Here is a 12,087-nt window from a genome sequence, read left to right as displayed (position 1 = left end):
GGTGGCAGCAGGTGGCAGCGACACTCCCTGTAATGACCGAGGCACGAATCAATCCCGCGATACTTTCCTGGGCGCTCGAGCGTTCGGGTATCGACGCGCCAGCACTGGCCGACAAGCTGGGAACACCGGCTGCACGCGTCTCTTCGTGGGAAGCCGGCGTGCGAATGCCTACCTTCAGGCAGGCCAAGCGGATTGCAGAGCTTACGCATATACCCTTTGGCTACCTCTATCTTGCCGAGCCGCCTGAAGAACCCCTGCCCATTGCAGATTTCCGGACTGTCGGCGATGGTCCGGTCAAGCCGCTCAGCACGAATTTCCGCGAGTTGCTAAACGACGTCTTGAGGAAGCAAGCGTGGTTCAGGGAATACCGGCAGCAGCAGGGCGAGCCATCGCTAGATTTTGCCGGACGGCTCGACATGCGCATCCCCGCCACCACCGTCGCGGCCAATATGAAACGCGCGCTCAAGATAACCGCGCAGGATCGCGCCGAAAGCGGCAACTGGGAAGACTACTTGCGCTTGTTGATCGGGCGCATCGAGGCGGCGGGCGTTCTCGTCATGCGTTCGGGAATCGTCGGGAACAATACGCATCGTCCGCTTTCGGTCGATGAGTTTCGTGGCTTCGCCATTGCCGATGAACTTGCGCCCGTCATCTTCCTGAATGCGAGGGACGCAAAGGCCGCCCAGATCTTCACGGTGATACACGAACTGGCTCATATCTGGCTCGGGGCGAGCGGTATATCCAACGAGCGGCTCGGGGACGTCAAGGCGCGCGATAGCGACATCGAACGTCAATGCAACGCTGCCGCGGCCGAATTCCTCGTTCCCGCCGAGGAGCTTCGCGGCCGCTGGACGCCGCGTCAGGACTTCGCAGCGCAAGTGCGCGAGCTCGCGCGAATGTTCAAGGTAAGCGGAATCGTGATCGGTCGTCGCGCGGTCGAACTGCGCTTCGCGACGTGGGACGAATTCAGCCGCTTCTACGAATCCGAACGTCGAGACTGGGCCGCGGCCGGAGCGCGCAGGACTCGCGGCGGCAATGCCTACAAGACGCTGGCGGTCAGAAACAGCAAGTTACTCACGAAGGCGGTACTGGAATCGGCTCTCGAAGGCCGCATGCTGCTGCGCGACGCAGGCAGCATGCTTGGAATCAGTCCTGCAAAGCTCAGACAACTCGCGGACAGTGTGTACGGGGAAAAGTAAGCATGTAGCTGTTGGACAGCAACATTTTTATCGAGGCGCAGAATCGGTATTATGCAAGCGATATTTGCCCTGGCTTCTGGGATTGGCTGGACGACGCGAATGCGAAAGGGCTGATTGCGAGCATCGGCGAAGTCTACGACGAACTCGCGGGCAAGGGAGGCGGTCTTGCGGAGTGGATCGAGGCGCGGCGCGGAACCGGTTGGTTCGTGGATGTGACAGACGAAGAAACCCAATCTTCTTTTATCGAAATCGTTCAGCATATCGAATCAATTGACCGATACACCCGGCCGAGCAGAGATCAGTTCCTTGGCGGCGCGGACCCGTGGCTTATTGCGAAAGCCCGAACGATGGGTTGCGGCGTTGCGACCCACGAACGTTTCCACGAGCACACGACCAAAGTAAAGATTCCGAATGTCTGCGTCAATTTCGGCGTGCCGATTCGCGACACGTTCGACATCTTGCGCGAGCTTCGAATTTCTTTTGGCTGGGCGCGTGCGGCCTGAACCATCAAAAAAAAGCGGCTCCAAAAGAGCCGCCCCGCTTCAACTCAAACCAGCACCCTCAAGCCCAGTTAGCGTGAAAGCTTCCCGGCTTATCCGTGCGCTCGAACGTATGCGCACCGAAAAAGTCCCGCTGCGCCTGCACGAGATTCGCCGGCAGTGTTTCCGACCGGTAGCTGTCGAAATACGCCACCGCCGATGAAAACGCCGGCACCGGCACGCCCGCCTTCACCGCCGCCACGACGACATCGCGCAATGCGTCCTGGTACTTCGCGGCGATATCGCTGAAATACGGATCGAGCAGCAAATTGGCTAGCCCCGCGTCCTTCTCATATGCGTCCGTGATCTTCTGCAGGAAGCGCGCGCGGATAATGCAACCCGCCCGGAAAATCTTGGCGATGGTGCCGTACTGCAAGTTCCAGTCGTATTCGTCCGATGCCGCGCGCAACTGCGCAAAGCCCTGCGCGTAGGAAACGATCTTGCTCAGATACAGCGCACGCCGCACCGATTCGATAAATGCCTCACGGTCGCCGTCGAACTTCGGCGACGGACCGGTGAGTACCTTGCTCGCCTTCACGCGCTGATCCTTCAGCGACGACAAAACACGCGCGAACACCGCTTCGGTAATCAGCGGCAACGGTGCGCCGAGATCGAGCGCGTTCTGGCTCGTCCACTTGCCCGTGCCTTTCTGCGCCGCGCGATCCAGAATGACATCGACGAGATCCTTGCCAGTTTCGTCGTCTTTCTTCGAGAAAATCTTCGACGTGATTTCGATCAGATAGCTGTCCAGCTCGCCCTGATTCCACTCGACATACACCTTGCCGAGTTCTTCGTTCGACAGACCCGCCACGCGCTTCAGCACGTCGTAGCTTTCGGCGATCAGTTGCATGTCGCCATATTCGATGCCGTTGTGCACCATCTTCACGAAGTGACCCGCGCCGTCCGGGCCCATGTACGCGACGCACGGTTCGCCGTCCGGCGCCTTCGCGGCGATCTCGGTGAGGATCGGTGCGACGAGTTCGTAGGCTTCTTTCTGGCCGCCCGGCATGATCGACGGGCCCTTGAGCGCGCCTTCCTCACCGCCCGACACGCCCGTGCCGATGAAATGCAGCCCCGACTTCGCGAGGTCCTGATTGCGTCGGATGGTATCGGTGAAATGCGTATTGCCGCCGTCGATGAGAATGTCGCCCTTGTCCAGCAGCGGACGCAGCGCGTCAATGGTGGCATCCGTGCCGGCACCGGCCTTGACCATCAACAGAATGCGGCGCGGAGTTTCGAGCGACTGCACGAACTCTTCGAGCGTGTACGCGGGCACGAGCTTCTTGTCGGGATGTTCGGCAATCAGTTCATCGGTTTTTTCGCGGCTGCGGTTGTAGACCGAAACGGCATGGCCGCGGCTCTCGATATTCAAGGCCAGGTTGCGGCCCATGACGGCGAGGCCCACTACGCCGATAGCTTGCTTGCTCATTGCTTGATCTCCGGATGGCCGAAGCCCGCGGCTCGTGGCGCAAGGCTTCGGGGATGAAACGTATCGATAAATGCGGCGTTCGCAGGCTGAAGAGATCGTCTTCACGCGCGGATCGCGCCGGGGCCGGCTGAAGGCCCGGTGCGACGCGCTGCGGCGCGGCCGGAATTCTACCGGCGGCGCGGCCGCTGACGCGAACGCAGACCGACCCGAATTTACCACTTTGAGCGCCATCCGGCAGGGAAAGCGCGCTCTCGGCAGGGCGTTCGGGCAGCGCACGCGGCGCCGTCATAGAATGACCAGCCCAACGAGCACGCCGCGAGGCAATTCATTCATGGCGCAGGCCCGGCGCGCGCGAGCGCATCACTATTCGGTCTACGTCGTCGAACTGGCGGACGCAGTCTGGAACGAGGCGCGCTTTCGTCGTGCGAATCCGGATTACGTGTTGGGCAAGCCGTTCGTCTATGTCGGCATGACGGGAATCGATCCCGACGTGCGCTTCGACAAGCACAAGGCGGGCATTCAGTCGAACCGCTTCGTGCGCGATTTCGGCTTGCGGCTCTTGCCGCATCTGTATGAGATGTACAACCCGATGCCCTACGAGGGCGCGCGCGACATGGAAGTGGAACTTGCAATCGGCTTGCGCGAAGCGGGTTATGGCGTCTGGCAGGCGTGAAGAACGATCACGAACACGAGCACCATCAACGACACGGAGCGTGACATGCGGATTCTGGTAGTGGGCGCGGGCGCCATCGGCGGATACTTCGGCGCGCGGTTACTCGAAGCAGGCAGGGACGTGACCTTTCTGGTGCGCGAACGCCGCGCGCAGAAGCTGCACGAGAGTGGCCTCGTGGTGAAAAGTCCGGCCGGCGATCTCCATTTCGACGCGCCGCCGCTCGTGCTGGCAAAGGACATCGATAAGCCGTTCGATCTCGTTATCCTGAGCTGCAAGGCTTATGACCTGGCCAACGCCATCGATTCGTTCGTGCCCGCGGTCGGACCGGACACCGCCATCCTGCCGCTTCTGAACGGCATGGGCCATCTCGACGTGCTCGATGCGCGCTTCGGCACGGCAAAAGTGCTCGGCGGGCAGTGCGTGATAGGCGCGACGCTCGGCGCTGAAGGCGAAGTGCTCCATCTGAACGACATGCAGTCGATGACCATCGGCGAGCGCGCGGGCGGGCGTTCGGCGCGCATCGACACAATCGCCGCGCAATTGAGCGACGCGCGGTTCGATCTGCAGGTGAGCGAGGACATTCTGCAGGCGATGTGGGAGAAGTGGGTCTTTTTGGCGACGCTCGCCACGGGAACGTGCCTGATGCGCGCGCCCGTTGGCGACATCGTGAGCGCGCCGGGTGGCGATGATGTGTTGCGTCGTCTCTTCGACGAATGCAGCGGGATCGCGGCGGATAACGGTCATTCGCCGGGCGAGGCGCTCGTCACGCGTGCACGCGGTTACTTCACGGACCGCAGTTCGCTGATGACGGCGTCGATGCTGCGCGATCTGGAAAACGGCGCGCGGATCGAAGCGGATCATATCGTCGGCGACTTGCTGGCGCGGCGCAAGACGCCGGTGGATGGCGCTTCGGTGCTGGCAATCGCGTTTGCGAATCTGAAGGCTTACGAAGCGCGGCGGGCACGGCTAGCTGGCTGAGGACGGCGATGCGGCCGCGTTCGCCTTCGCCTTCGCAGCGGCGAACCGCCATGCGTACCGCATCGCTTTCAATCAACCCACAACGATAAACACCTCTTCTGGCGCACATCGGGACGCTGTACCCTTTCGGCTTTCCCGATGAACGTTCACGCCCGCGCCTCATGTCATCCGATCCCGCTCTCACCGGCCGCACCGCCGCGCCGCCCACCGTCTCGCAGATCTTCACCGGCTTTCTCACGCTCGGCCTCACCGCGTTCGGCGGCGCGTTGCCGCTCGCGCGGCGCGAGATCGTCGAACGCCGCAAATGGCTGACTGCCGACGAGTTCACCGATCTCCTCGGCCTCTGCCAGTTCCTGCCGGGCGGCAACGTGATCAACCTGTCGGTGGCTATCGGCATGCGCTTTCGTGGCCTGGCCGGCGCGTTCGCGGGCCTGCTCGGGCTGATCGGCGGGCCGTCGCTGATCGTGATCGCGCTGGGCGTGATCTATCAGCGCACGCATCAGGACCCTCGTATCGCGCATCTGTTCGCGGGGCTTGCGGCGGCGGCGGCCGGGCTGCTGATCGCGATGGCGATCAAGATCATGTGGCCGCTGCGCAAGAAGCCCGAGGCGGCAGTCATCGCGCTCGTCATGCTCGCGGCCATCGCGTTCCTGCGCACGCCCTTGCTTCCGTCGATGCTCGTGCTCACGCCGATCTCGGTCCTCATTGCGTGGAAGGTGCGCCGATGATCGCGAATCTGCTTTCGCTCGCCGCCATCTTCAGCCAGCTCTCGCTGCTCGCATTCGGCGGCGGCAACACCATTCTTCCCGAGATGCAGCGGCAGGTCGTGCAAGTACACGACTGGATGACGGAGGCCGACTTTTCCGCGCTCTTTGCACTGGCGCAGGCGGCGCCTGGGCCGAACATGATGGTCGTCACGCTGATCGGCTGGCATGTCGCGGGCTGGCCGGGCGTGCTGGTCACGTCGATCGCGAAGTTCGGGCCGTCATCGCTCGTGACGATTGCCGCGCTGCACGCGTGGGAGCGGTTCAGGGACCGACCGTGGCGGCGCTATGTGCAACTCGGTCTCGTGCCGATCACGGCGGGCCTCGTGGCGGCGAGCGCGCTGCTGATCGCCGAGGCATCCGATCAGACGTGGATGCTGGTCGCGATCACCGCTGTCGTGGCGGTCGTGTCGTACAAGACGAAACTGCATCCGCTGTGGTTGCTGGCGGGCGGAGCGCTGATCGGGCTGACGGGGATCGGGCAGTGAACGGGCTGTAAGCGCGGTCCGCGAAGGCCGGCTCAAGCACGCGGGCGCACTTTCTGCTGAAATCGAACCGGACAAGACAGCCAGGACGAAGCCATGACCATGACCACCGAATACGCGAAAACCGCGCCGGAACGCGCTGAACTCGATGCATCGACGGCGCCCGTCGTCATCGAATTCGGCACCGACTGGTGCGGTTTCTGCCGCGCCGCGCAGCCGCTGATCGCGCAGGCGTTCCAGGATCATCGCGATATCCGTCACATGAAGATCGAGGACGGCAGCGGCCGACCGCTCGGCCGCTCGTTTCGCGTCAAGCTGTGGCCGACGCTCATTTTCATGACAGGCGGCAAGGAAGTCGCGCGGCTGGTCCGTCCCGGCGACGCGTCCGAAATACGCGATGCGCTGGCGCTGATCGACGATCCTTTGGAGCAGTAGCCGCTTCCCGGCTAGGGGTTAAAGCTGATACGATCTCGGCCATGCAAACTTGTATGATGACCCGATGACCGTACAAGATCCGTCCATCCGTATGTTCGAAAAGCTCCCGTCCCGCGCCCTGAGCGATACGGTCGCGCAGCAATTGCAAAAGCTGATCGAGAAGGGCAGTTTCACCGCCACCGGCAAGCTGCCGACCGAAGCCGTGCTCGCGCAGGAGTTCGGCGTGAGCCGCACGGTGATTCGCGAGGCCATTTCGCGGCTGAAAAACGAAGGCATGGTCGAACCTCGGCAAGGCAGTGGCGTCTTCATCGTCGAGCGCGCGGGCATTCGGCCGTTGCGGATCGACTACGCGCAGGCCGTCGAGCCGGGCTCCGTGCTGCATATCCTCGCGCTGCGCCGGGCGATCGAAGCCGAAGTCGCGTCCGAAGCCGCGATGCGCCGCACCGACGAGCAAATGGCCGCTATCGACGCCGCGCTCGTTCGTATCGATGAAGCCGTGCGCGCCGGCCAGAACGGCGTGGCGGAAGACGTGGCGTTCCATCGCGAGATCGCGACCGCCACGGGCAATCCCTATTTCCTCAAGACGCTCGCTTTTCTGAGCCAGTACCTCGAAGCCGGAACCATCGTCACGCGCGGCAACGAAGCGCTGCGCGAAGACTTCTCGCGCCAAGTGCGCGAGGAACACGCCGCCATCGCCGAAGCCATTCGCGCCGGCGACCCCATGGCCGCGCGCAACGCCGCTCAGACACATCTCTACAACGCCGCGCGCCGACTGGCGGAAGCGGGCCTTTGCTAACCGCTTCATCGAAAATCAAGAGAACGCTATGTCAAGAAACGTGGGAGTCATCGGGCTGGGCGCAATGGGTCTGGGCGTCGCGCGCTCGCTATTGCGCGCGGGCTTCGCCGTGCATGCATGCGATGTCCGCCAGCAAGCGCTCGATTCGTTCGCGGCCGAAGGCGGCATTGCATGCGCGTCGCCGGCCGAAATGGGCGGCAAGTGTGAGGTCGTCGTCACGCTGGTCGTGAACGCCGCGCAAACCGAAGCGGTTCTATTCGGCGATAACGGCGCGGTCCCGGCGATGAAACCGGGCAGCGTCGTGCTCGCCTGCGCGACGGTCGCGCCGGGTTTCGCGGTGGAGCTCGGCAAGCGCGTCGCGGCAACCGGCGTGCTGATGCTGGACTCGCCGGTATCGGGCGGCGCCGCCAAGGCGGCATCCGGCGAAATGACGATGATGACCTCCGGCCCCGCCGATGCCTACGCCGCCTGCGAAGACGTGCTCGATGCCATCGCGGGCAAGGTGTATCGGCTGTCGGAGGAGCACGGCGCGGGCTCGAAGGTAAAAATCATCAACCAATTGCTGGCGGGCGTGCATATCGCCGCCGCCGCCGAAGCCATGGCGCTCGGCCTGCGCGAAGGCGTGGACCCGGACGCCCTCTACGACGTCATCACGCACAGCGCGGGCAATTCGTGGATGTTCGAGAACCGCGTGCCGCACATTCTCTCGGGCGACTACACGCCGCTATCCGCCGTCGATATCTTCGTGAAGGACTTGGGCCTCGTGCTCGATACGGCCCGCACGTCGAAGTTTCCGCTGCCGCTTTCGGCGGCCGCGCATCAGATGTTCATGATGGCCTCGACTGCCGGACACGGCGGCGAGGACGATTCCGCAGTCATCAAAATTTTTCCGGGCATCGAAGTCCCGAAGGGAGCGAAATAATGGCGCAGGCCTTGCTTGGCTGCATCGCAGACGATTTCACCGGCGCGACCGATCTCGCCAACATGCTCGTGCGCGGCGGCATGCGCACGGTGCAAAGCATCGGCGTTCCGGCAGCCGGGACGAAGATCGAAGCCGACGCGTTGATCGTCGCGCTGAAATCGCGCACGATTCCCGCCGAGGACGCCGTGCGTCAGTCGCTCGAAGCGCTCGAATGGCTGCGCGCGCAAGGCTGCCGCCAGTTCATCTTCAAGTATTGCTCGACCTTCGATTCCACCGACAAGGGCAATATCGGCCCGGTCGCGGACGCCTTGCTCGAAGCGCTGAACGACGACTTCACCATTGCCTGCCCCGCGTTTCCCGAGAACGGCCGCACGATCTTTCGCGGCAACCTCTTCGTCGGCGACGTGCTGCTGAATGAATCGGGCATGGAGAACCATCCGCTCACGCCAATGACCGATCCCAACCTCGTGCGCGTGCTGCAACGGCAAACGAAGTCGAAGGTCGGCCTGATTCGCTACGACACGGTCATGAAGGGCGCGGATGCGGTACGCGCGCGCATCGCCGAACTGAAGAAGGATGGCGTGCGCCTGGCTATCGCGGATGCCATTTCCGACGCCGATCTCTTCGTACTCGGCGACGCCCTCGGCGACCTCAAGCTCATCACGGGCGGCTCGGGTATCGCGCTTGGACTGCCGGAAAATTATCGGGCGGCGAATCTGCTTGCTCATGCGGAAGATGCGGGCGAGCTGCCGAAGATCGAAGGCAGATCGGTGGTGCTCGCGGGCAGCGCGTCGAAGGCCACGAATGCGCAGGTCGCGGAGTGGCGCGCGTCGAAGCCGAGTTTTCGCGTCGATCCGCTGGCGCTGTCGCGCGGCGAAGCGGTCGTCGATCAGGCGCTGGAATTCGCGCGCAGTCATGGCGATGAAACCGTGCTCATCTACGCAACGTCTTCGCCGGATGACGTAAAGGCCGTGCAGAAGGAACTGGGCGTGGAGAAGGCGGGACAGCTGGTTGAAGACGCGCTCGCCGCGATTGCGCGGCAACTGCGCGACGCAGGCGTGCGCAAGTTCGTGGTCGCGGGCGGCGAGACATCGGGCGCGGTCGTGCAGGCGCTCGACGTGCGTTCGTTGCGTATCGGGCCGCAGATCGATCCGGGTGTGCCCGCGACGCAATCCATCGGCGCCAATGCAGACGATGCGCCGCTCGCGCTTGCGCTCAAGTCGGGCAACTTCGGCACGACGGATTTCTTTGCGAAGGCCTTGAAGGCGCTGGATGGGGTGGCGTGATGTCGTCGAACGAAAACCGTATCCGCGAGGAAATCTGCGTGACGGGCGCGAGCCTGTACGAACGTCGCTATACCGTGGGCAGCGCGGGCAATATCAGCGCGCGTCTCGACGATGGCTGGCTCATCACGCCGACCGACGCGTGCCTCGGCCGGCTCGATCCGGCGGATATCGCGAAGGTGGATCTGGAAGGCAAGCATGTGTCGGGCGGACGTCCATCCAAGACGCTGGCGCTGCATCGGCGCATCTACGAGAACAATGCGGATGCGCACGGCGTCGTGCATACGCATTCGACGCATCTCGTCGCGCTGACGCTCGCGGGCGTCTGGAAAAACGAGGACGTGTTGCCGCCGATCACGCCGTACTACGTCATGAAAGTCGGCCATGTGCCGCTGATTCGCTATCGACGTCCGGGCGATCCGGCCGTGGCGGAAGAAGTGGCGGCGCTGGCATCGACGGTGCGCGCGGTCTTGCTTGAGCGGCTCGGACCGGTGGTGTGGGAAAAGTCGGTGGCGCATGCGTCGTATGCGCTGGAGGAACTGGAGGAGACGGCGCAGCTTTACTTATCGACGATGCCGAGGCCTGCGCCGTTGCCCGACAGCGCGCTCGAGGATTTGCGCACGACGTTCGGCGCGCGTTGGTGAGAGCCGTGCGAGGTTGCGAAGGCCGCGCGCGGTAACGACGCCGCAGCGGCACTCGGCGACCGCAACCAAGAGCAAGTAACGCGCTGACTTTAGTGGTCAAGACCCGGAATCGAACGCATTGAAAAGGAGACAACCGCAATGCCCCGCTTTGCAGCCAACCTCACGATGATGTACCCGGAACACGAGTTCCTCGACCGCTTCGGCGCAGCCGCGAAAGACGGTTTCAAGGCGGTCGAATTCCTGTTTCCCTATGACTTCTCGGCATCGGACATCAAAGCCCGATTGCAGGACAACAACCTCACGCAAGCGCTTTTCAACGCGCCGCCGGGCGACTGGGCCGCGGGCGAACGCGGCATCGCGTCCTTGCCGGGCCGCGAGGACGAATTCAAGAAGAGCGTGGACAAGGCGCTCGAATACACCGCCGCGCTCGGCAACAAGAAACTGCACTTCATGGCGGGACTCATCAAGCCCGGCGAGTCGCGCGAGGAGCGCAAGTCGATCTACCTGAAGAATCTCGCGTATGCGGCGAAGCAGGCGGAATCGGCGAACGTGGATGTCGTGATCGAGCCGATCAACACGCGCGACATTCCCGGCTTCTTCCTCAATCGTCAGGACGAAGCACAGGCTATCTGCGATGAAATCGGCGCGCCGAATCTGCAAGTGCAATTCGACATCTATCACTGTCAGATCGTGGAAGGCGATATCGCGGTCAAACTCAAGCGCGACATGAAACGCGAGAACGCGGGCATCGGCCATATTCAGATTGCGGGCGTGCCGGATCGACACGAGCCGGATCTGGGCGAACTCAACTACCCGTATCTGTTCGATCTCATCGATTCGCTGGGCTACGAAGGCTACATTGGCTGCGAGTATCGCCCGAAAGCGGGTACGTCCGCGGGCCTCGGCTGGCTCAAGCCTTACCTATAAAAAAGGAGACGACATGAAGGTTCTGATCACGGGAGGCGCAGGCTTCCTCGGGCAAAAGCTCGCCAAACGTCTGCTGGAAAAAGGCGAACTCGACGGCAAGCCGGTCACCGAGCTCGTATTGCTCGATGTCGCGCGCCCGAGCGATGCCGCGCTTCTCGACGACAACCGCGTCAAAGCCGAAACCGGCGACATCTCGGACAAGGCCACGCTCGAGCGCTACATCGATACGAAGACGGAAGCCATCTTTCATCTCGCGGCCATCGTGAGCGGCCAGGCGGAAGCCGACTTCGACCTCGGCATGAAGATCAATCTCGATGCCTCGCGCGCGCTGCTCGAAGTGTGCCGCGCGCGGGGTCACGTGCCACGCGTCGTGTTCACGAGTTCGGTCGCGGTGTATGGCGGAACGCTGCCGGAAGTCGTGCAGGACGACACCGCGCTCAACCCGCAATCGTCGTATGGAACGCAGAAGGCCATCGCGGAATTGCTGCTGTCCGATTTCTCACGGCGCGGTTTCGTCGATGGCCGCGTGCTGCGCCTGCCGACCATCAGCGTGCGGCCGGGCAAGCCGAACGCGGCGGCGTCGTCGTTTGCGAGCGGCATCATCCGCGAGCCGCTCAATGGCGAGCGCTCGGTATGTCCCGTCGATGGCGACACGCGCGTCTGGCTGCTCTCGCCGAAAAGCGCGGTGGATGCGCTCATCGCCGGATGCGAGATCGAGCGCGCGAAGCTGGGTCTTCGGCCGGTGATCAATCTGCCGGGGCTTTCGGTGAGCGTGAACGAGATGGTCGCGGCGCTGCGTGAAGTCGCGGGCGATGAAGTCGTGGCGCGCATCGACTTCGAGCCGGAGCCGCGCATCGAAAAGATCGTGGGAAGCTGGCCGGGCGCGTGGAATCCAGCGCGTGCTGAAGAACTCGGGCTCACGGGCGACAAGTCTTTCGCCGATGTGATTCGCGCGTATATCGCCGATCAGCGCGGTTAAATGAGGCAGGACGCCGTGTTTCACGGCGTCCGCG

At 63.2% G+C, this 12,087-nt stretch carries 14 protein-coding genes; 13 read left to right on the top strand and 1 reads right to left on the bottom strand.

Features of this window, described 5'->3' with window-relative positions; genetic code table 11:
* The first annotated feature begins 32 nt into the window (after positions 1-32).
* Positions 33-1,199, top strand: coding sequence for an XRE family transcriptional regulator (locus ACYQ47_RS05875; RefSeq protein ID WP_459904728.1), 1,167 nt, complete (start codon positions 33-35; stop codon positions 1,197-1,199).
* A gap of 11 nt (positions 1,200-1,210) precedes the next feature.
* Positions 1,211-1,702 carry a DUF4411 family protein gene (locus tag ACYQ47_RS05870; protein WP_459904727.1) on the top strand — a complete coding sequence of 164 codons (492 nt, stop codon included), beginning with the start codon at positions 1,211-1,213 and terminating at the stop codon, positions 1,700-1,702.
* A 58-nt stretch (positions 1,703-1,760) separates the two neighbouring features.
* Here ACYQ47_RS05870 and gndA read toward each other — a convergent pair whose 3' ends face one another.
* Entirely contained in the window at positions 1,761-3,167 is a 1,407-nt protein-coding gene (gene gndA, locus ACYQ47_RS05865; protein ID WP_244829078.1) for an NADP-dependent phosphogluconate dehydrogenase, read from the bottom strand.
* Between the two features lie 331 nt (positions 3,168-3,498).
* Between gndA and ACYQ47_RS05860 the strand changes: the two genes are divergently transcribed.
* From ACYQ47_RS05860 to denD, 11 genes are all read left to right on the top strand, one after another.
* On the top strand, positions 3,499-3,840 hold the full coding sequence (locus ACYQ47_RS05860) for a hypothetical protein (protein WP_244829079.1): 342 nt from the start codon (positions 3,499-3,501) through the stop codon (positions 3,838-3,840).
* Between the two features lie 45 nt (positions 3,841-3,885).
* On the top strand, positions 3,886-4,818 hold the full coding sequence (panE, locus tag ACYQ47_RS05855; protein WP_459904726.1) for a 2-dehydropantoate 2-reductase: 933 nt from the start codon (positions 3,886-3,888) through the stop codon (positions 4,816-4,818).
* A 161-nt stretch (positions 4,819-4,979) separates the two neighbouring features.
* Complete coding sequence (locus ACYQ47_RS05850) at positions 4,980-5,546, top strand: chromate transporter (RefSeq protein ID WP_244829081.1); 567 nt, start codon at positions 4,980-4,982, stop codon at positions 5,544-5,546.
* Positions 5,543-6,070 (top strand): chromate transporter, encoded by a 528-nt coding sequence (locus ACYQ47_RS05845; RefSeq protein ID WP_459904725.1) that lies wholly within the window; start codon positions 5,543-5,545, stop codon positions 6,068-6,070. The genes ACYQ47_RS05850 and ACYQ47_RS05845 overlap by 4 nt, the downstream gene beginning before the upstream one ends.
* 93 nt (positions 6,071-6,163) lie before the next feature.
* Positions 6,164-6,502, top strand: a complete 339-nt coding sequence (locus tag ACYQ47_RS05840; RefSeq protein ID WP_250466457.1) for a thioredoxin family protein — start codon at positions 6,164-6,166, stop codon at positions 6,500-6,502.
* Positions 6,503-6,593: 91 nt separating this feature from the next.
* On the top strand, positions 6,594-7,298 hold the full coding sequence (locus ACYQ47_RS05835; RefSeq protein WP_459904842.1) for a FadR/GntR family transcriptional regulator: 705 nt from the start codon (positions 6,594-6,596) through the stop codon (positions 7,296-7,298).
* 28 nt (positions 7,299-7,326) lie between these two features.
* Positions 7,327-8,220, top strand: a complete 894-nt coding sequence (ltnD, locus tag ACYQ47_RS05830; RefSeq protein ID WP_250493074.1) for an L-threonate dehydrogenase — start codon at positions 7,327-7,329, stop codon at positions 8,218-8,220.
* Positions 8,220-9,506, top strand: coding sequence for a 3-oxo-tetronate kinase (otnK, locus tag ACYQ47_RS05825; protein WP_250466459.1), 1,287 nt, complete (start codon positions 8,220-8,222; stop codon positions 9,504-9,506). The genes ltnD and otnK overlap by 1 nt, the downstream gene beginning before the upstream one ends.
* Entirely contained in the window at positions 9,506-10,147 is a 642-nt protein-coding gene (gene otnC, locus ACYQ47_RS05820) for a 3-oxo-tetronate 4-phosphate decarboxylase (RefSeq protein ID WP_244829741.1), read from the top strand. Before otnK ends, otnC begins: the two co-directional genes overlap by 1 nt.
* A gap of 138 nt (positions 10,148-10,285) precedes the next feature.
* Entirely contained in the window at positions 10,286-11,074 is a 789-nt protein-coding gene (otnI, locus tag ACYQ47_RS05815; RefSeq protein ID WP_459904724.1) for a 2-oxo-tetronate isomerase, read from the top strand.
* 13 nt (positions 11,075-11,087) lie between these two features.
* Positions 11,088-12,053 (top strand): D-erythronate dehydrogenase, encoded by a 966-nt coding sequence (denD, locus tag ACYQ47_RS05810; RefSeq protein WP_250493077.1) that lies wholly within the window; start codon positions 11,088-11,090, stop codon positions 12,051-12,053.
* The last annotated feature ends 34 nt before the right edge of the window (positions 12,054-12,087 follow it).

The sequence above is a fragment of the Caballeronia sp. HLA56 genome (assembly GCF_054655155.1).
Note: the sequence above shows the minus strand (reverse complement) of the source record. Positions and strands in the feature narration are given on the sequence as shown.